This is a genomic window from Corynebacterium sp. MSK035 (assembly GCF_030232615.1).
Lineage (GTDB): Bacteria > Actinomycetota > Actinomycetes > Mycobacteriales > Mycobacteriaceae > Corynebacterium > Corynebacterium jeikeium_D.
Genome location: NZ_JASPJP010000004.1, coordinates 1 through 20,499, shown reverse-complemented (window position 1 = coordinate 20,499; position 20,499 = coordinate 1). Strand labels below are relative to the sequence as shown.

Below are 20,499 nucleotides of genomic sequence, written 5' to 3'. Positions count from 1 at the left end.
CTGCCATGCGCACTCTGGTTCTCGGTGGCGCCCGCTCAGGCAAGTCCTCATGGGCTGAGCACGAGCTGCTGGCCACCGCCGCAGCCTCAACCGGCGATGCCTCAGATGCTGCAGCCTCAACGGTGTTGCACTACATCGCAACAGCACGGCCCTGGCCCGGTGATAGCGATTTTCACTCCAGGGTTGAGGAGCACCGCATTCGTCGTCAAGCACAGGCACAAGAGCACGGAGTGGCCTGGCACACGGTTGATGACGTCGATGCGGTGGAAGCTCTCGCGTCGCCGGAGCGGCGCATGCTGCTGGACGATGTCGGCACCTGGCTGACGCACATCATCGACGTGCAGGGGCTGTGGGAGGCGCCGAGGGGCAGCGTCTCGCCGTGGACGCACTCGCTTGTCGACGCCGTGCGCAACTTCCCCGCAGATTCCGACCTGTTCATTGTGTCGCCCGAAGTGGGCTTCGGTGTCATTCCCGAACACCGCTCAGGGCGGCTTTTCCGTGATGAAATTGGCCTTCTCAACCAACAGCTCGCAGCTGTCTGTGATCGTGTTGTCCTAGTTGTGGCTGGCTGCCCCATGGAAGTCAAGGCGGCGAACTAGATTCACTCCACGCCGCTTCCCCTATGACGGTCTGCCTAGCAATGCGAATAACTGTGCACCAATGGTCGGTAGACAAATCGTTTTCGGGTAGCGTTTGAGAGTATGAACGCGGATTATTTTGGACCGGTAGCACGCCCTGACGAAGAGACTGAACAGGCCGCCCGCGCGCGCCATGAGCAGTTGACTAAACCCGCAGGCTCACTTGGCCGGTTGGAAGAACTCGGCATTTGGATTTCGGCGTGTCAGGGAGAATGCCCTCCGCGTGACCTGGACGATTGTCGTGTTTATGTCTTCGCTGGTGACCACGGTGTTGCCCAGGGCGGGGTGTCCGCGTACCCGTCCGAGGTGTCTATTCAGATGCTTGCCAATATCGAGGCAAAGGGTGCCGGCGTGAACGCTATCGCTGACATCGCGGGAGCCACTGTTACCGGTGTGGACATTTCCCTCGACCACGATGCCGAAGGGCCATACCGTATCCGTCGCAGCTGTGGTTCTATCGACCGCGAGGATGCGATGAGCGAGGAGGAGGTCGATAAGGCCATCCGCACGGGCATCGCGATTGCCGACGCCGCCGTTGATGAAGGCGCTGACCTGCTCATTGCCGGCGACCTGGGCATCGGAAACACCACTCCAGCCGCGGCGCTGATTGGTGCCGTGACCAACTCCGAACCGGTGGTCGTCGTCGGCCGAGGCACTGGCATTGATGACGAGGGGTGGAAGCTCAAGGTCGCTGCCGTACGCGATGCCATGTTCCGCGTGCGTCGCCTGCGCAATGACCCGGTTGAGGTGCTCCGTCGTATTTCCTCGCCGGATATGACCGTGATGGCCGCGTTCTTGGCGCAAGCAGCGGTTCGTCGCACTCCTGTGATTTTGGACGGAGTGGTTGTCACATCCGCTGCTCTGCTGGCTGACCAGCTCGCTCCGGGCGCCCGCGATTGGTGGGTCGCCGGCCACAAGTCGGCAGAGCCCGCGCACGCGCTTGCCCTTCGACACCTGGATAAGGAACCACTTCTCGAATACGGGATGCGTCTTGGCGAAGGCTCCGGCGCCGTCGCTGCCCTACCGCTGGTCAAGTCCGGCGTATCGGTCCTGCGCAACATGGCTACTTTCGCCGACGCAGGCGTAAGCACCAAGGACTAATCGACTTGTCCGACAAAGCCGGCCCGTCTCGCCAGGACAACCTCGACGGCGATCCCTCTGCTCACGGCAATGCCGTCGCTGAGGCCATCACCACTGCCCTGTCCTGGCTCACCATCCTGCCTTTCAAAGGCGCGAGCGTGTTCGACCGCATCACCGGCCGTCGCGCCATCGCCGCACTGCCAGTAGCTGGGCTCGTTCCTGCCGCGGGTGCAGTTCTCATCACGGCGGCGCTGTTCGCAACGTCGTCGTCAGGCACGCCCACGCTTTACGACGTCACCCCGATCCTCGGCGGCACCCTGATTATGGTGGCGGCACAGATGTTGACCCGCGCGATGCACCTGGATGGGCTGGCGGATGTGGCGGATGCCCTCGGCTCGTATAAGCCGCCGGAGGGGGCGCGGGAGGTGCTGCGCGATCCGAGCACCGGCCCAATGGGCGTGGGCTCCATCGTGCTGACGATGTTGACGACGACGACTGCTTTTGCCGTGATTGTGGCTAGTGTGCTGTCGCAGTGGTCTGCTGGTCAGATGTGGCCTGGTGTGGTTGCGCTGTGCTTGCCTTTTGTAGCCTCTCGCGCGGCAGCAACGACTGCCTGCTGGCGCGGCTTTCCGCCTTTTTCGAACAGCGGCTTCGGCTCTCTGACTGCCGGTACTCAGTCCACAGTCACGGTGACCTGCTGGTGGATACTGCTGCTCGCTGTGTCGGGCTGGGTGGTTGGGCTCGTGGGCGTAGTCGCTTGTGCACTGAGCTTTGGCGTTACACTGCTGCTGACGCGGCATTGCGTGAAGAGGTTTGGCGGAGTCAACGGCGACGTGTTTGGTGCAGTCATTGAGATAGCGTGCGCTGTCTGTGCCGTGGCACTTGCCATAGGGTTCTAGCAGGGAAAATGCGCGCATTGCCCCCGTTGGGGTTTTCTTTAAAAAGAACTATTGACGGTCGCTTTGACGCGGACGTATTCTGAGGGCACACCGCCGGGAAGGCGGAGTACAGGAGGCTCGTTTCGGGGCTCGCCCAAATTATTTTGCGCCGACCGTTTGCCGGGGCGCCAAGAACGAGCACACCTTCTAGCCTCCCAGCTAATTAAAAAAGCGCGTCCCGCCGCAGCGATGCACGGGACGCGCTTTTCTTTGTTGGGGTGGCACTCCCAGGTTTGGGTTCAGTGGGGTTTGGGTTCAGTGGGGCTAGTGACTGCGGTTATGTTAGCGACGGCGGGCCAATGCGAGTTACTGACTGCGTTTATGTCAAAAATGGTCCGAAAAATGGCTTGAAAGTGTCATAAACTCACACAGTTTCACATCTGCAGCCCATAATTCTTGGAGTTGTCAGTTCTTGCGGCTAAGTAGCAAAAAATGTGCCCGCCAGCGATACGCCAAGCGGACACAATTTTGCTGCCTTCCCCACCCTGCCCCCCCCTGCTCAGGAACTTCCTGATCTTACGGTTTGTCTACTCCTTGCGCTTCTTGTTCTGGTAGACGATTGCGCCGGCAATGCCGATAAACACGGCGACCACTGCTACAACGGTGCCAATGACCAACGGGCTCATGCCCTCATCTTCCATGTCCGACGAGGATGCGGATGCCTGAGAATCCGTATCCGAGGAGTCAGATTCATTCGACGCATCTTCTGACGAGTCCTTTGACGTTTCCTGTTCCGACTCTCCCTTGGCCAGAATCGGCTTATCGGATGGAGTCGGGCCGTTCTTGTCAGTCGGTCGCCAGTCAGGCCCCTTAGTTGGCTTGTTGTCCAGGAGGAATGCGAGCTGGAACGGCTGATCGATGCCACTGACCTCTTCATCCGGGCGATAGTTAGCCATTCGGACAGTCGCGTAGTAGTAGCCGGCGTTGGCTACAGGTCGTCCTCCAACATTAGATTCTCGGTTGTTGTATTCGACCGGACGATCTGTTGACAAGTTCAGGTCCTCGGAATCCTGATAAAAGTGCATTGTTCCATCCGCAACGGAAACCTCGAACGGATTCAGCAGGGCAACTCCCATGGAATCGGCATTATCGCGCTCCGAATTTCCAGTGCGGGCAGCAATCACTGGTCGCTGACCCCACTCGACAGGGATCTTGTAGAACTTCTGTTCACCGGGCACGATTGTGTCAGAGATGGTATCCCCAGATTTAACTTCCGGCGCTTGGGCTGCGTTATTGCCACCGTTTACGGGCTTGGCCTCTCCAAAAGTGGCCTTTTTGTAGGCTTTGTCGCCGGTCGAAGAAGACCGCCCCTCATTTAGCTTGCCAGCATCCTGCTTCTTCAGGACTGGCTCAAACTGGACGCTAACCTCGACCTTCACCGGTTCATCACGATAGTCCGCTACTGAATCACCGTCATAGACCCACACGTTATTTGCGACGAGCCACTTGGTTTGATCGCAACTGGATTCGATGCGGTCACTATCCCATGCAAGAATGCTTGCATCAGCCGAAGTTGGAGTCCACGAATCGGCACTAGCTTCGGCGCCAGTCAGCGACCCCATACGACCGTCGTCCTGGCATTTTCCGCCAGTTTCATTGATGATTTCGTCAACTTCAGTTCGGACATCCTGCTGGCCTTTACCCTCAGCATCGATATTCGCTAACACCTTTGAGGTAACAATCGCGTTGTGTCCCTTCGGCACTGCGATTCGGTAGTAGAGCGGGGTGCGATCGTGCTGGGCAACCTCTGGCACCAGCGTCGTCTGGTACTTGCCCTCGCCGAGCCATTTCGCGCCTTCCTTAGTCTCGGAGAACTCGAAAGGAGTACCCGTGGTTTCGTAGCCCTGCACTGACCGCTGAGTCAAGAACTTCATGTGGTCTGCAAGCTGGGTAGCATCGTCCGCAGTCATGCTCTGTCCACCGGATACCTGCGCAACACACTCCAGCTCAGCGCGAGCTTCTTCATCGACCTTGAAGCCCACTGTGTGAATCGTCAGGCCAACACCCTGCCCTGCCAGTTCCTTCGCAACCTCACACACCGGTGGCGGCGCGCAGGTGTCGATACCGTCAGAGACCAAAATAATTGACCGCTCACCGTCTGGGCCAAGCTCATCAGCCGCCTTACGCAGTGCATTGCCGATCGGCGTATAGCCCTGAGCTTCCAACCCGGCAATCCTGCTCTTCAGGCCTTCTTTGTCGACCTTTTGGACAGGCGACAGCACCTCGATGTCCTGGCAACCACGTTCGCGGTTGGATTCATCACTGGATTCGCGCTGGCCATAAACCAGCATGCCAAGCAGCGCATCATCCGGGAGGGAGTCAATCAGCTCCGTGGATGCGCGCTTTGCCGCATCGAGGCGGGTGCCTCCGGCGTCGTCGGCAAGCATCGAACCAGACAGATCCATGATTAGCTCTGCTTTTGCTTCGCCCGTACCCCCTTCGCCCGTAGGAGCGGGCTGTTCCACCCCGGACGGCGAAGGCGAATCTTGGGCTGCCGCCACCGGAGCCGGAATCGCACTAAACCCAATCGTCCACGCAGCCAACAACAGAGTGACAACGATGGTTACCCTTAGGCGCTTTGAACTACTTGACGAAAAACTATCTTTAAAAAAGTCTTGAACTACCACCATCACAGCGCCTCAAACTGTTTTCCCAACTACAAAAATCAATCGTGTTGGTAGTTTTTCACAGTGACCCCGGTCACGCTAGAGGTGTTTTTAACGGCTAAACAAATGCCGCCTGAACAATTCATGAACCATGAGAAAATCGCACAGCCGTTGGGGAGCCAGCAAAGCAAAAACGCAGCCCCTGAACAGCGAATACTGAACAGGGGCTGCGAAAGTACTAATTCTAGTAACCACTATTAAATTTTTCTTAGCCGACCTACGCCGAAACTAAGCCTCAACGAGCTTGTAAATCCAACCGTGGGTATCCTCAACCTCGCCGTGCTGGATACCGGTCAGCCGCTCGCGCAGCTTCATAGTCCACTCACCGGTCTCGCCGCCGTTGATCTCGAACTCGCCCTCAGCGGACTTCACAAAACCGACCGGGGTGATGACTGCAGCAGTACCGCAGGCGAATGCCTCGCTCATAACACCGGAGGTGGCATCATTCTTCCATTCCTCGGTGGAAATGCGACGCTCCTCGACATTCATGCCCAGATCCTGAGCAGCCTGCAGCAGCGATGCCCGAGTAATGCCCGGCAGCAGCGAACCAGACAGCTCTGGAGTCACCAGCCGAACACCAGCGTCAGCATTCTCATCCGGGTAGATAAACGCCAGGTTCATGCCGCCCATCTCCTCGATGTACTTGCGCTCGACAGCGTCCAGCCACACAACCTGGTCGCAGCCCTTTTCCTCTGCCTGCTGCTGAGCCGCCAGCGAAGCTGCATAGTTACCTGCGAACTTCGCAGCACCGGTGCCGCCCGGCGCGGCACGCACGTACTCGTGGGAGATCCACACGGTCACCGGGTTAATGCCACCGGAGAAGTACGCGCCGGCAGGTGAAGCGATGAGCAGGAAGGTGTAAGAGTTCGACGGGTGCACGCCCAGGGTGCTCTCGGTGGAGAACATGATTGGACGCAGGTACAGGGATTCTTCGCCACCAGCTGGCGGCACCCATGCTGCATCGGCTTCAACCAGCAGGCGGATTGCCTCGAGGAAGGTCTCCTCCGGCAGCTGCGGCATTGCAATGCGGTCAGCGGAGCGCTGGAAGCGACGAGCGTTCTGCTCCGGGCGGAAAGTAACAATGGAACCATCCGGCATGCGATACGCCTTCAGTCCCTCAAAAATCGACTGCCCGTAATGCAGGACCGAAGAAGACGGCTGCATTTCAATCGAACCGTATGCCTGCAGCTTGGCGCCATGCCAGCCTTTGTCTGCAGTCCAGTCAATTCGGACCATGTGGTCGGTGAAGTGCTTACCGAAACCAGGGTTGGCCAAAATCTCCTCGCGCTCGGCATCAGAGAGTGGATTCGGGTTACGTTCGATTGCAAATTCCAAAGCAGACATGTCTTTCATCCTAAACCGTCGAGGATCGAGTCGTATCAATACTCGCCCCCGAAAGACCGTGTTAGTCAGGGCAATGTCAGCGTCGCGGGCACTAGGCGCGGGTACATTCCAATAGTCGTGGCGCTGGCTCGTCAGTCCGCTGTCCAGGGGTGAAGGACACGAACCGGCAAATAGGGATACGGTGGTGTACCACATAGTACGACTACAAGGAGATGCAACTACATGTCAGTCCCCGCTAACAATGATTCGGCACAGCTCGGCGCTTCTCGTAACGCCGCAGTTTTGTCCAACTACCTGCCGGCTATCGGCACTCGCGTGGTCATCGCTGCCGACAAGTCTCTGCCCGCGGACGCCGACGCGGTTCTCGTCGCGCTTATCGACGGCGAGGATGGTCTCGAGCTGGTCGCACCCGAGGCCATCGGTTCGGTTGCAGAGCAGCTGCTCGCCTCCTTTGAGGCAGTCTCCGCCAGCGCTAAGGCCGAGTCCGTGACCACCATCCCGGCTCCTGCTGGCCTGGATGTCGACAGTGTCACGGGCGTTGGCGTGGGTTCTGAGGACCTGGATGCGGAAGACATCCGCCGTGCCTGCGGCGCCGCTGCCCGCCGTATGACCAAGGCCAAGGTGGTCTTTAACACTCTCGGCGCCATCGATCCGCAGGCTGCAGCCGAGGGCTTTGCGCTGGGCGCTTACGCTTACTCCGGTCAGAAGAGCACCGAAGAAAGCAACGAGGCCACCCAGAAGGTGGTTGTGTTGGGCGCTGATGACGACGTCGTAAAGCGCGCTTCGGCAATTGTAGATGCCGTTGCCACCGCGCGTGACTTCGTCAATACAGCATCGTCGCACCTCTACCCCGAGACGTTTGCTGACGCTGCTGCAGCGCTGGGCCGTGACGCGGGGCTCGAGGTCGAGGTGCTTGACGACGACGCTCTGCGCGCCGGCGGTTTCGGAGGCCTCAATGCCGTGGGTGGTGGATCCTCGCGCGGGCCGCGCCTGGTGCGCCTGATCTGGAAGGGCGATGAGTCGGCAGAGAATTCGCTGGGCCTGGTCGGTAAGGGCATCACCTTTGATACTGGCGGTATTTCGCTGAAGCCGGGCGCCAGCATGGAGAACATGATCTCCGATATGGGCGGCGCTGCGGCTGTTATTGCCACAGTCGTCCTGGCTGCTCGCCTAGGTGTATCCACCCCGGTGACCGCAACTGTTCCAATGGCGGAGAACATGCCGGGTGGTAAGGCGTACCGTCCGGGCGACGTCATTACGCAGTACGGCGGTAAGACCATTGAGATTCTGAATACCGACGCTGAGGGCCGCCTCGTACTCGCAGACGCCATTGTCCGCGCCTGCGAAGACAAGCCGACTCACCTGATTGACACCGCTACCCTAACCGGTGCGCAGCTGGTCGCTCTTGGCGAGCGCACCCCGGGCGTCCTGGGTAACGACGAGTTCCGTGACCGTGTTGCAGAGCTGTCTCAGAGCATTGGTGAAAATGGTTGGGCAATGCCGATTCCAGTTGAGCTAGCAGAGGCCCTGAAGTCGCCGGTGGCTGACCTGCGGAATGTCACGAACTCTCGCTTTGGCGGTATGAGTGTTGCAGCTGCATACCTGCGCGAATTCGTTGGCGAGGATGTTGAATGGGTTCACATCGACGTTGCCGGTCCGGCCTTCAACACCACCGGGGAGTATGGTTATACCCCGAAGCGGGGCACTGGTGTTCCGGTTCGGACGATGTTCTCTGTGATTGAGGATTTGGCAACGAAGTAGCCGGTCATCCGACTGCGCCCCGCCCGGCTGGAATCCTGGCTGGAATGAGCTATTCCACGCACCAGTCGAAAGCGGGCGCAGCCCACGGGGCAAGCAGAGTTTTCAACCTGTAAGCTAATTTGTAATAACCGTCTTAAAACGAGATTTCTTAACTTTTCGAGGAGTGCACAAACATGGCGACCTCTATTGAGATGCCGGAGCTCGGTGAATCAGTTACCGAAGGCACCATTACCACCTGGCTGAAGAAGGTCGGCGACACCGTCGAGGTCGACGAACCGTTGCTCGAGGTTTCCACCGACAAGGTCGACACCGAAATTCCATCTCCGGTCGCCGGTGTTCTCACCGAGATTCTCTTTGAAGAAGACGACACCGTCGATGTTGGCGAGGTCATCGCAAAGGTCGGCGAGCCGGGCGAAGAGCCGGAAGGCGCTGACGATTCCGCTGAGGAGACCGAGGAAGAGGCTCCGAAGGAAGACGCTGAAGAGCCAAAGAAGGAAGCACCGAAGGCTGCCTCCGGTTCCGCTACTGACGTTGAGATGCCGGAGCTCGGCGAATCCGTCACCGAAGGCACGATTACCACTTGGCTGAAGAAGGTCGGCGACACCGTCGAGGTCGACGAACCGTTGCTCGAGGTTTCCACCGACAAGGTCGACACCGAAATTCCTTCCCCAGTCGCAGGCACCCTGCTCGAGGTCCTCTACGACGAAGACGACACCGTTGACGTCGGCGAAGTCATCGCTCGCGTTGGCGATGCAGACGCTGCTCCGGCCGCCAAGGAAGAGGCCGAGGAGGCATCTGCCGCAGTCGAGAAGGACGAGGAGCCAGTAAAGGCTAACGAGGAGACTGAGGAAGACTCCACTGACGTTGACGCTGGCGACGCTACTGACGTTGAGATGCCGGAGCTCGGCGAATCCGTCACCGAAGGCACCATCACCACCTGGCTGAAGAAGGTCGGCGACACCGTCGAGGTCGACGAGCCACTGCTCGAGGTTTCCACCGACAAGGTCGACACCGAAATTCCTTCCCCAGTCGCAGGCACCCTGCTCGAGGTCCTCTACGACGAAGACGACACCGTTGACGTCGGCGAGGTCATCGCTCGCGTTGGCAGTGGCCAGCCAAAGAAGGCTGCACCGAAGAAGGAAGCTCCAAAGGCTGAATCCAAGCCGGAGCCAAAGAAGGAAGAGCCAAAGGCAGAGTCCAAGCCGGAGCCAAAGAAGGAAGAGCCGAAGAAGGAGACTCCGAAGGCTGAGGCTCCGAAGGCTGAATCCAAGCCTTCCGCTAACAAGGACGTTCCTTACGTCACCCCGCTGGTCCGCAAGCTGGCTGACAAGCACGGCGTTGACCTGACTAAGGTCGAGGGCTCTGGAATCGGCGGCCGCATTCGTAAGCAGGATGTTCTGCGCGCTGCCGAGGGCGGCCAGGAGACTACTGCTGAGTCCGGCTCCAACTGGTCCACCAAGGGCGTTCGCCCTGAGCTCGCTGAGCTGCGCGGCACCACCCAGCGTGTCAACCGCATCCGCGAGATCACCGCTGCCAAGACCCTCGAGTCTCTGCAGACTTCCGCACAGCTGACCCAGGTCCACGAGGCCGATATGACTGCCATCTGGGATTTGCGCGCTACTAAGAAGGCTGAGTTCGGGAAGAAGCACGGCGCAAAGCTGACCTTCCTGCCATTCTTTGCAAAGGCAATCGTTGAGGCTCTGGTCAGCCACCCGAACGTCAACGCTTCCTGGAACGAAGAGACCAAGGAGATTACCTACCACGAGCAGGTCAACCTGGGTATCGCTGTCGATACCGAGCGTGGTTTGCTCTCCCCGGTCATCCACAACGCTCAGGATATGTCCCTGCCGGAGCTGGCTGCTGCTATTGCGGACATCGCAGACCGCGCTCGCAACAACAAGCTGACCCCGAACGACCTGTCCGGCGGCACCTTCACCATTACCAACATCGGCTCCGAGGGCGCTCTGACCGACACTCCGATTCTGGTTCCGCCGCAGGCCGCAATGGTCGGCACCGGCGCGATTAAGAAGCGCGCAGTAGTCGTCACCGAGAATGAGGCAGATGCCATTGGTATTCGCGCCATGGTCTTCCTGCCAATTACCTACGATCACCGCCTGATCGACGGCGCTGATGCAGGTCGCTTCATGACGACCGTTGTTGACCGCCTCGAGGTTGCTAACTTCGAATCGGATCTGCAGCTCTAAGCAGCTTGCTCCCCTCCTGGGGTAGTAGCGCCGCGGGAATCTAGCTGGCTTGCTAGCAGGAGGTTCTGCCTCTTCCCTGCCCGCGTTAGTCGCACTTTGCGGCTGACGCGGGTATTTCTTTTGCCGCATTCGTCCCGCAGTTGAACCTAATCAGCGATTCCTTCAAATGCGCAGGCCCCCTATTCTTGGCTAGTGCTCAGATTTCACGTAGCCACACATAGCTAGCAAAGGCTCCATCGGCACAAAGAATTAACGTGCTGTTATTGCGCCGTTAAGCCATTAGCAGACAGCGGGAGGGTCGAACCGAAAGCAAAGCTGCAAGTAGCAAATGCGCATACTTTTTGTCCTGCCGAAATGCGAGAACACCACACACCCCCGCACACAGTTCCGGCTATCGCTTTCAGCTACACCGACGAGAGCTGAAGATAGCGATAATTAAATTCATTATTTGTTAACCTCGCCGTCACCTAGTTAGCAATTAGCCTTTACCAATCTAAGAAATCATTAGACAGCAGGCTTCTTTGGCGTGCCTATTTTTGCTCTCTGTACGTAACTTAGAAAGGTGGAGCATGTCCTCGGCTCCAGCGAATACTAGTTCGTCGACCGGGACCACATCATCTGAGCAATCGAGCTCCTCAGATAAGTGGTGGCACCTCTTCTTCGGCGGGCTTCTCGCAATCAACATCGTAATTTTTGTCTTCTGGGCTTATGACTTTGTGGGCCCGCAGGCAAATACGGCAATCCTTCTGATTACCATCGCGTTCGCCGTCTTCATGGCGTTCAACATCGGCGGTAACGACGTTGCTAACTCCTTCGGTACTTCAGTCGGTGCCGGCACCCTGAGCATGAAGCAGGCGCTTGTTGTCGCTTCAGTCTTTGAGGTTTCGGGCGCCGTCCTCGCTGGTGGCGAGGTTACTGACACCGTCCGTTCCGGCATTGTGGACCTGAACGCAATCCACGGTTTGGACCCGATGGAGTTCGCCTTCATCATGATGTCCGCGCTTCTCGGCGCGGCAGTGTGGCTCCTCGTTGCCACCCGCATGGGTTGGCCAGTCTCCACTACCCACTCCATCGTCGGCGGTATCGTCGGTGCCGCACTGACGGTCGGTTTCATCACCGGCAAGGGTGGCTGGAGCATGGTCCAGTGGGATCAGATTGGTCAGATCGCCGTTTCCTGGGTCCTCTCTCCGCTCCTCGGCGGTTTGGTCGCGTTCCTCCTGTTCGGCGGCATTAAGAACTCGATTCTCGTCTACAACGACAAGGCTTCCAAGCAGCTGCAGGCCATCCACCAGGAAAAGGCGGACCTCAAGGCGCAGCACCGCGACGACTTCGAAAAGCTCCCTGAGCACGATCAGATCTCGTACACCAACGCGATGCTTCGCGACGCTACGACGATGCGTGACAACGACTGGACTCCGGATGACCTGGAGTCTGAGTACTTCCGCAAGCTCGTCCACATCGAATCCAAGGTTGATGATGTCCGCGCTCACCGTGCGCTGGAAGCTTGGGTTCCGGGTCTAGCAGCCCTGGGCTCTATTGTCATCTCCGCGATGATGCTGTTCAAGGGTCTGAAGAACCTTCACCTAGGGCTTTCCAGCCTGGACAACTTCCTGATTATGGGCATGATCGCCACCGCAGTGTGGCTTGCCGTTTACATCTTCGCGCGTACTTTGAAGCGTCAGGATTTGGATCGTTCCACCTTCCTGCTGTTCAGCTGGATGCAGGTCTTCACCGCTGCTGCGTTCGCTTTCTCCCACGGCTCGAACGACATCGCTAACGCGCTTGGCCCGTTCGTGGCAATTCTGGATGTTCTCCGTACCAACGAGATCTCTTCCGAGTCTGGTGTCCCGCTGGCAGTCATGACCACCATGGGTGTCGCTCTCATCTCCGGTCTGTGGTTTATCGGCCGCTTCGTTATCAAGACCGTCGGATCCGGCCTGACTGAGATTCACCCAGCATCGGGTTTTGCCGCAGAGCTTTCCGCTGCTGTGGTCGTTATGATTGCTTCCCTGCTGGGTCTGCCGGTTTCCTCCACCCACATTCTGATTGGTGCCGTTCTCGGTGTCGGTATCGTTAACCGTGCCGCTAACTGGAACCTGATGAAGCCGATTGGTTTGGCCTGGGTTATTACCCTTCCGGCCGCTGCAGGTATCTCGGCAATCACCGTTTCCATCCTCCGCGTCGTCTTCGGCTAAGCCCACAAAAGCACGCCACTTTTACCCCGGCGGTCACTTTCTAGTGACCACCGGGGTATTTTTACGTCTGGCGCTATCCAAGTAAGTTTGGCGCTATCCAAGTAACAAGTAATCTGAGGCCTACAGAATTTCGGCGTATCCTATAGGCCACCATGACTGCCCCAAGAAAACCTTTTACTCGCGCAGATAAATCCATTCGGGAATCAAGCTCCGACATCGAGATTCAACATCTCGGCCTTGTCGACTACGAAGAGACCTGGCACCTACAGGCAGACCTTGCTGCCAAGCGTGCGAAAGACCTAATTCCAGATCAGGTTCTCGTGCTTGAGCACCCGAGTCTTTACACAGCAGGAAAGCGCACCCAGCCGGAGGACCGTCCTACCAATGGGTTGCCGGTCGTCGATGTCGACCGCGGTGGCCGCATCACCTGGCACGGCCCGGGCCAGCTTGTGATGTATCCCATCATCAAGCTCGCTCAGCCGGTCGATGTGGTGGACTACGTCCGCAGACTGGAAGAAGCCCTCATTCAAACCGTTCGCCGAGCCGGCATCGCGGCTGCTGGCCGCATCGATGGCCGCTCGGGGGTATGGGTTCCCGCATCAAACGGACTGAGCGACCGAAAGATTGCGGCACTGGGAATCCGCGTGACCCATGGTGTAACCATGCACGGACTCAGTCTGAACTGCGACAACTCTATGGAGTTCTACAACTACATCATCCCGTGTGGCATCTCCGACGCTGGAGTGACCACCCTATCCCGGGAGCTTGACCGAGATGTTAGCGTGTCAGAGATGACAGAGTCGCTTCTGGCAGATTTGCAAGATGCTTTGGAAGGCCGTTTGACCGTTGCCGACCATTCCTTCGGCTCCGCGCCCGACCCCACGAAGGACCTGCCACACCGGGTGAAGCACAACTCCACCACCGGCATATTCGAGTACTCATCAACAAAAGAGTAGGATGAAACTGTGACTGTTAAGCCAGAAGGACGTAAGTTACTGCGCGTCGAGGCACGAAATGCCGAGACCCCTATCGAGAACAAGCCCCGGTGGATTCGCAACCAGGTTCGTCCGGGCCCCAGCTACAAGGACATGAAAAACCGTGTCTCGGGTGCCTCTTTGCACACGGTCTGTCAGGAGGCTGGCTGCCCGAACATTCACGAATGTTGGGAAGACCGCGAGGCCACCTTCCTCATCGGCGGCGATAAGTGCACCCGCCGCTGCGACTTCTGCCAGATTAACTCAGCCAAGCCCGACCCATTGGATAAGGATGAGCCGCGTCGTGTTGCGGAATCCGTCCGCGAGATGGGTCTTCGTTACGCCACTATCACCGGTGTCGCCCGCGACGATCTGCCCGACGGTGCATCCTGGCTCTACGCTGAGACCTGCCGCCAGATCCACGAACTCAACCCGAATACCGGAGTCGAGCTCCTTGTCGATGACTTCCGTGGCGACGAATCTGCAGCACAGCAGGTATTCGACGCCAAGCCCGAGGTTTTCGCCCACAACTTGGAAACGGTGCCGCGCATCTTCAAGCGCATCCGTCCCGCATTCCGCTACGAGCGTTCCTTGGAACTCATCACTCGCGCTCGCGAAGCTGGGCTAGTTACCAAGTCCAACCTCATCCTGGGCATGGGCGAATCCTACGACGAGATCATCTCCGCTATGCAGGATTTGCACGATGCCGGCTGCGATATTCTGACGATCACTCAGTACCTCCGCCCCACTCCACTGCACCATCCAATTGAACGTTGGGTTAAGCCGGAGGAGTTCGTCAAACTCTCCAAGACCGCTGAAGAGATGGGCTTTGCCGGCGTCATGTCCGGCCCGCTGGTCCGCTCTTCCTACCGCGCTGGCCGACTCTACGCCCGTGCACTGGCGCACCGCGGTCAGGAACTGCCTGCGCATCTGTCCGCGCTTGCCGACGACAACGACAACAACCTCGCGCTTCAGGAAGCCTCGACTCTGCTTGACCGCTATGGCGCATCGGAGGATACGCCAGTCACTTCGGCTATTCCGGCTTCCTAGAGGCCGACGGCCGCAGCGCCGTCGTAAAGCGAAACGGCGCTACGGCGCGGTCTATTGCCTAAAACTACATCGCATGCCCTAAAGTTGGTGATTATGGCGACCAATGATGCGAAAGAAATGAAGAAGGCGAACCGCGCCGCCAAGCGCGCTCAGCGTAAGCAGACTCGTAGCCAGATGTGGCAGGCGTTTAAGCTGCAGCGCTCGCGGGACAACAAGCTCGTGCCTTACATGGCGCTGGGCTTCTTCGGTCCAATTATCCTGCTGTTACTGCTTGGTCTGCTCATTGGTGGAGTCTGGCCCTGGATTCTGACGATTATTGGTATCTCGATCGGCTTTATGGTCGCGATGTACATCTTCTCTAAGCGTCTTGAGGCGTCCTTCTACACAGAGGCGGAAGGCCAGGCCGGCGCTGCAGCGTGGACGCTGGACAATATGCGTCAGGGCGTTGGCTATGTCTGGCACGTCAAGACCGGTGTTGTCGCTAATCAGCACATGGATGCTGTTCACCGTGTTATTGGTAACGCCGGTGTTGTGCTGGTCGGTGAAGGTGATCCGAACCGCGTCAAGCAGATGATTGCTCGTGAGAAGAAGTCGCTGGCACGCATTGCGGGCGAAGCGCCGATTTACGACATGATTGCTGGTAGCGACGAGGGCCAGGTCCCGCCGAAGAAGCTGCAGCGCGAACTCATGCGTTTGCCGCGCAACCTGAATAAGGATCAGGCCAACGCTCTGAATGAGCGCATCCAGTCGATGGACCGTATTCGCGATGCGCGCGCGAACATGCCCAAGGGTCCAATGCCGAAGGGCGCTAACCCACAGGCCGGCATGAACCGTCGTGCGCGCCGTGCCGCCAATCGCGGCAAGAAGCACTAGAGGTTTTAGCTAGGTTTCACCAGGGTCGGTTGCTCGGGCAACCCGCCGAGGGGCAATCTAGGTTGAAGCAGAAAAAAGGGGCTTTCGGGCCCCCTTTTTTTTGTGCTTTAAAGCTTTAAAACGATGCCTAAAGCCATGTCTTCACACACAGTTATTGATGTCTTGTTGAAGTGATTGCTCTCACTTATCACGCTGTCAGCAAAGGTCGTATCCTTGCTGGAAACAATGCTTAATGAAGATTACTGCTAGTTGTGCCACCATGGGATATGTGCAACTCTTGGCTGAAAATGAACTCTTAGCGCTTCTAGTGATTTTGTTTCTTGGCCTGGCAATTGGCCAGATCAAGATCTTCGGCTTCAAGCTTGGCGTGGCTGCCGTCCTCTTCGTCGGCCTTATCCTCGCGACTATTGAGCCGGAAATTCAAATCTCCCCGTTGATTTACATCGTGGGCCTGGCATTATTCGTCTACACCATCGGGTTGGAGGCGGGCCCCGAGTTCTTCAGCTCGTTACGCTCGCGCGGTATCAAGCACAACCTGTTCGGCATTGGTGTGCTCGCAGTTGTCACTATCGAGTCTTTCTTGCTGATCAAGTTTTTGCCTATCGACCCGGTGGAGGGCGCAGGCGCCTTCACAGGCGCCCTGACCAACACCCCGGCTATGGCCGCAATCGTCGATGCTCTTCCTAGCCTCATTTCGGATAAGGGCGAGCTGGCCGCTGCCCACGATATGCCGGTGATTGGTTACTCCCTGGCCTACCCAATCGGCGTGCTGGCAGTGATTGCCTCTATCGGTATTATGTCGAAGGTCTTCCGCGTCGATCACGACCAGGAAGCTATTGACGCAGGTGTCGCCGCGCTTCCGCTACATACTCGGGACATCAAGATTCTCAAGGACGACCTGCCTTCCATCACTGACCTTCCGTCGAAGTTCGGTTTGGACATCACGGTTTCGCGCATTGAGTACAAGGGCCACCTCTACATTCCGTCTCCGGGTGACACTGTCTCCGTCGGCGATATTATTTCCGTCGTCGGTACAGAGGAAGAAATTGCTCGTGCCGCCGAGTACATTGGCGAGCTTATGCCGGGTGATCCGACACACGACGGTCGCCTGGACTTCCGTCGCATCTTCGTCTCTGCATCTGACGTGGTCGGTGTCCCCATTGCGGAACTTCAGACTCGCATGGACGGCATAATCATTACGCGTATTCGCCGCGGCGACCACGACATCGTCGCAGAGCCAAACATGCGCCTAGAGCTTGGTGATCGCGTCCGCGTAGTTGCACCGCCAGAGAAAATCAAGGACGCAACAAAGTTCTTCGGCGACTCCTACAAGAAGCTTTCCGACGTCAACCTCTTGCCCCTCACCCTTGGGCTTACGCTGGGTGTCTTGGTGGGTCTCATCAAGATTCCGCTTCCGGGCGGCAGCTCGCTCGCCCTGGGATCCGCTGGTGGTCCACTGGTTGTGGCGCTGATTCTGGGTGCTGTCGGTCGCACTGGCCCGTTGGTCTGGCCTATCCCCTACTCGGCCAACCTGGCGTTCCGCACCATGGGTCTAGCACTGTTCCTGGCAGGTATCGGCACCACTGCCGGTAAGGGATTCCAGGCTGCGTTGTCTGACCCGGCATCACTGACAGTTCTGGGTCTTGCCGCCATCATCGCGTTTAGCTCCGCACTGTTGACCCTCATTGTCGGTCACCGTGTGCTGAAGATTCCATTCGGCCAAACTGCGGGTATCCTCTCGGGCTTGCAGACTCACCCGGCAGTGCTCTCATACGTCAACGACCAGGCCAAGAACGAGTTGCCGGCAATGGGATACACAACGGTGTATCCAATGGCCATGATCATGAAGATTATTCTCGCCCAGGTCCTGGTCGTGTTGGTGCTATAGCGCTAACCCAAAATGACGGCCGTGCCAGTGGCACGGTCGTGCATGCCGCGCATATCCGAGTCGGTGATTGCTGGCGGCAGCAAGAAAAGAGTAAGCAAGCTGCGGAAGAAGGCACGAACAAAGCCAACTCGCTCGCCGGGCTTGTCCACGCGAGCGACACCCATCTTCATCATCCACTGGCCCGGAGTGCGGGCGAACAGCCAAACCGACACCGTACCAATAATGAGGAAGACAACTGGCGAATAGGTCGCAAGGAATGACTGCCAGGCGATAAACGAATCCCCGAACTGGTCAATCTGCGCCTCGCTCGGGCCGAAGAACATCGAAAAAGCGCCGGCAATCATCAAGGAAATAATCCAGTCAATGAGAATGCCGCCGACGCGACGCATCAACGTCGCTTGCGATCCTGGGCCATCGGGGGCAAGACCCAATGCCTGGCCGGGATAGTCCGAGAGCTTGTCCGGATTATCGAACTCTCCCGGAATCTGAGGGCCATCTAGCCAACTGTGCTTTTCTTCCATGTGTTCATAGTCTAATGCAGCAATCCGGCTATCAAATCACGGGCTGGGACAGCCATTCAGCGCGTGCGGGGGTAATCCGGGGGCGATGTTGCGTCGCCTTTTCCATTTTCTTATCAGCACGGGAGCTAAAGGCGCGTCGTAAAGCGTGTGTGACATGAATGCGCAGGGTATTGCCTTGTTTCCACAAATAGATAACCTGCTCCCTATTTGCGTAACCTGTTCCGTATTGGCGAATTTCTCACGCACCATGCCAGAAATTCGTGGTTCTAATTCCAGAATGAATGCGTGGTTCGTTAAGCTTGAAGGCGTCAACCGGCCAGTCCTTGACAGCGCGGCAGGTGCACGAAACATCGTGCAAGAATTCCCTACTGCGTACTAAACAAGGCCAACTAAGGAGACCGCACATGTCCTTCAAAACTCCCGAGGAAGTAGTCGCGTATATCAAGGAAGAGGGCGTCGAGTTCGTCGACGTCCGCTTCACGGATGTTCCCGGCATCGAGCAGCACTTCACCATCCCGGCATCCGCATTTGACGAGGACGCGATGGCCGAAGGCCTGGCATTCGACGGTTCCTCGATTCGTGGTTTCACTTCCATCGACGAGTCCGACATGGCACTGCTGCCCGACCTGAGCACCGCGCGCATTGACCCGTTCCGCAAGGCAAAGACCCTGAACGTCAAGTTCTTCGTCCACGATCCGTTTACCCTCGAGCCGTTCTCCCGCGACCCGCGTAACGTCGCGAAGAAGGCGGAGGAATACCTCATCTCTACCGGCATCGCCGACACCTGCTTCTTCGGCGCTGAGGCGGAGTTTTACATCTTCGACAACGTCAAGTTCGAGACCGACACCAACCGCGGCTTCTACGAAGTTGATTCCATCGAAGGCTGGTGGAACCGCGGCAAGGACCAGAACCCGGACGGCTCTGCAAACCTGGGTTACAAGACCCGTCTGAAGGGCGGCTACTTCCCTACCGCTCCGTACGACCACTACCAGGACCTGCGCGACAAGATGTGCCTGAAGCTCGCTGACGCCGGCTTCGACCTGGAGCGCGCCCACCACGAGGTCGGCACCGGTGGTCAGCAGGAGATCAACTACAAGTTCAACACGATGTTGCACGCTGCAGACGACCTGCAGACCTTCAAGTACATCATCAAGAACACCGCCTGGGAAGAGGGCAAGTCCGTCACCTTTATGCCGAAGCCGCTGGCTGGCGACAACGGCTCGGGCATGCACGCTCACCAGTCGCTGTGGAAGGACGGCAAGCCGCTGTTCCACGATGAGGCCGGTTACGCAGGTCTGTCGGACATCGCTCGCTGGTACATCGGCGGTATCCTTCACCACGCAGGTGCGGTACTGGCCTTCACCAACCCGACCCTGAACTCCTACCACCGCCTGGTCAAGGGCTTCGAGGCTCCGATCAACCTGGTCTACTCGCAGCGCAATCGCTCTGCCGCTGTTCGCATTCCGATCACCGGCTCCAACCCGAAGGCAAAGCGCATCGAGTTCCGCGCCCCGGACCCGTCGGGCAACCCGTACCTTGGCTTCGCTGCCATGATGATGGCCGGACTGGACGGCGTGAAGAACCGCATCGAGCCGCACGCTCCGGTCGACAAGGATCTCTACGAGCTCCCGCCGGAGGAAGCTGCCGACATCCCGCAGGCTCCGACCTCTCTCGAGGCCGCACTCGAGGCCCTGCGCAATGACCACGAGTTCCTGCTCGAGGGCGATGTCTTCACCGAGGACCTCATCCAGACCTACATCGACTACAAGTACGAAAACGAGATCGAACCGGTTCGCCTGCGCCCGACTCCGCAGGAATACGAAATGTACTACGACTGCTAAAGTTTTCGCTTCACGACGGCCACAGCAAGCACCCCCCATTGCTCCTCATGGCCGCCCAACGAGCTTGTTAGATGCCGCCTGACCACAGTTAATGTGGTCAGGCGGTTTTTCATTGCGGTCATGCTGGCTGCGGGCGCCTGGGCCCGCATACGCGCGCGTATGTGAGCACGAATTTGTACGCGGTTCCGGGCCACTCCCCTGAACAGGGTCATACACCACCACAAAAGGGCCGCGACCCCTGCACGAGTAGAGTTGCACACTCTCCGCCCCAGTCTTATCGATGCAATATTCACTTGTCGATGCGCTATAGCGTGGCCATAAGTGAACAGCGCATCGACAAGTGACAGGGTGGGGAGGATACCGTGCGCATAAGTGCCGGACAGCCGTCGATAAGTGACGAAAAATCGTCGATAAGTGCCAGGAAATTGGCCATACGTGCGAGGGTGGCGCTAGGGCGTGTCTCCTAATTGTGGGCCTGTGCTCGAGCATGATTGAGGTGTGTCACAACGGTCTAGATTTACGCAGT

14 protein-coding genes are annotated in these 20,499 nt (G+C 58.1%); 11 read left to right on the top strand and 3 right to left on the bottom strand.

Going from position 1 to position 20,499, the window contains the following annotated elements; all coding sequences use genetic code 11:
* Nucleotides 1–5: 5 nt before the first annotated feature.
* The 3 genes from QP978_RS03845 to QP978_RS03835 all read left to right on the top strand — a co-directional run bounded on the left by QP978_RS03845 (nt 6) and on the right by QP978_RS03835 (nt 2,617).
* Nucleotides 6–599, top strand: a complete 594-nt coding sequence (locus tag QP978_RS03845) for a bifunctional adenosylcobinamide kinase/adenosylcobinamide-phosphate guanylyltransferase (RefSeq protein ID WP_284856859.1) — start codon at nt 6–8, stop codon at nt 597–599.
* A gap of 102 nt (nt 600–701) precedes the next feature.
* Nucleotides 702–1,739 (top strand): nicotinate-nucleotide--dimethylbenzimidazole phosphoribosyltransferase, encoded by a 1,038-nt coding sequence (cobT, locus tag QP978_RS03840; protein WP_049190512.1) that lies wholly within the window; start codon nt 702–704, stop codon nt 1,737–1,739.
* Between the two features lie 5 nt (nt 1,740–1,744).
* The gene (locus tag QP978_RS03835) at nt 1,745–2,617 is read left to right on the top strand and encodes an adenosylcobinamide-GDP ribazoletransferase (RefSeq protein WP_049192930.1); all 873 of its coding nucleotides are present in this window, start codon (nt 1,745–1,747) and stop codon (nt 2,615–2,617) included.
* Between the two features lie 566 nt (nt 2,618–3,183).
* Here the strand turns inward: QP978_RS03835 and QP978_RS03830 are convergent.
* Entirely contained in the window at nt 3,184–5,061 is a 1,878-nt protein-coding gene (locus tag QP978_RS03830) for a vWA domain-containing protein (protein WP_070566889.1), read from the bottom strand.
* A 489-nt stretch (nt 5,062–5,550) separates the two neighbouring features.
* Entirely contained in the window at nt 5,551–6,666 is a 1,116-nt protein-coding gene (locus QP978_RS03825) for a branched-chain amino acid aminotransferase (RefSeq protein ID WP_016423039.1), read from the bottom strand.
* A gap of 222 nt (nt 6,667–6,888) precedes the next feature.
* Here QP978_RS03825 and QP978_RS03820 point away from each other — a divergent pair, with 222 nt between their 5' ends.
* The 7 genes from QP978_RS03820 to QP978_RS03790 all read left to right on the top strand — a co-directional run bounded on the left by QP978_RS03820 (nt 6,889) and on the right by QP978_RS03790 (nt 17,611).
* Nucleotides 6,889–8,427, top strand: a complete 1,539-nt coding sequence (locus QP978_RS03820; protein WP_070566890.1) for a leucyl aminopeptidase — start codon at nt 6,889–6,891, stop codon at nt 8,425–8,427.
* 173 nt (nt 8,428–8,600) lie between these two features.
* Nucleotides 8,601–10,631 (top strand): 2-oxoglutarate dehydrogenase, E2 component, dihydrolipoamide succinyltransferase, encoded by a 2,031-nt coding sequence (gene sucB / locus QP978_RS03815; protein WP_070854088.1) that lies wholly within the window; start codon nt 8,601–8,603, stop codon nt 10,629–10,631.
* Between the two features lie 569 nt (nt 10,632–11,200).
* A complete protein-coding gene (locus QP978_RS03810; RefSeq protein WP_016423042.1) occupies nt 11,201–12,826 on the top strand; it encodes an inorganic phosphate transporter in 1,626 nt (541 codons plus the stop codon).
* A gap of 152 nt (nt 12,827–12,978) precedes the next feature.
* A complete protein-coding gene (gene lipB, locus QP978_RS03805; protein ID WP_048732570.1) occupies nt 12,979–13,782 on the top strand; it encodes a lipoyl(octanoyl) transferase LipB in 804 nt (267 codons plus the stop codon).
* Between the two features lie 9 nt (nt 13,783–13,791).
* Entirely contained in the window at nt 13,792–14,850 is a 1,059-nt protein-coding gene (gene lipA, locus QP978_RS03800) for a lipoyl synthase (RefSeq protein ID WP_187399892.1), read from the top strand.
* Nucleotides 14,851–14,943: 93 nt separating this feature from the next.
* The gene (locus QP978_RS03795) at nt 14,944–15,723 is read left to right on the top strand and encodes a DUF4191 domain-containing protein (protein WP_069359204.1); all 780 of its coding nucleotides are present in this window, start codon (nt 14,944–14,946) and stop codon (nt 15,721–15,723) included.
* 268 nt (nt 15,724–15,991) lie between these two features.
* Nucleotides 15,992–17,611: an aspartate:alanine exchanger family transporter gene (locus QP978_RS03790; RefSeq protein WP_172954657.1), complete on the top strand. Its 1,620-nt coding sequence runs from the start codon at nt 15,992–15,994 to the stop codon at nt 17,609–17,611.
* A 2-nt stretch (nt 17,612–17,613) separates the two neighbouring features.
* Here QP978_RS03790 and QP978_RS03785 read toward each other — a convergent pair whose 3' ends face one another.
* Nucleotides 17,614–18,132, bottom strand: coding sequence for an RDD family protein (locus tag QP978_RS03785; RefSeq protein ID WP_016423046.1), 519 nt, complete (start codon nt 18,130–18,132; stop codon nt 17,614–17,616).
* Between the two features lie 404 nt (nt 18,133–18,536).
* On the opposite strand from QP978_RS03785, the gene glnA reads away from it, so the two are divergent.
* Nucleotides 18,537–19,973 carry a type I glutamate--ammonia ligase gene (gene glnA, locus QP978_RS03780; protein WP_048732575.1) on the top strand — a complete coding sequence of 479 codons (1,437 nt, stop codon included), beginning with the start codon at nt 18,537–18,539 and terminating at the stop codon, nt 19,971–19,973.
* Nucleotides 19,974–20,499 lie beyond the last annotated feature (526 nt).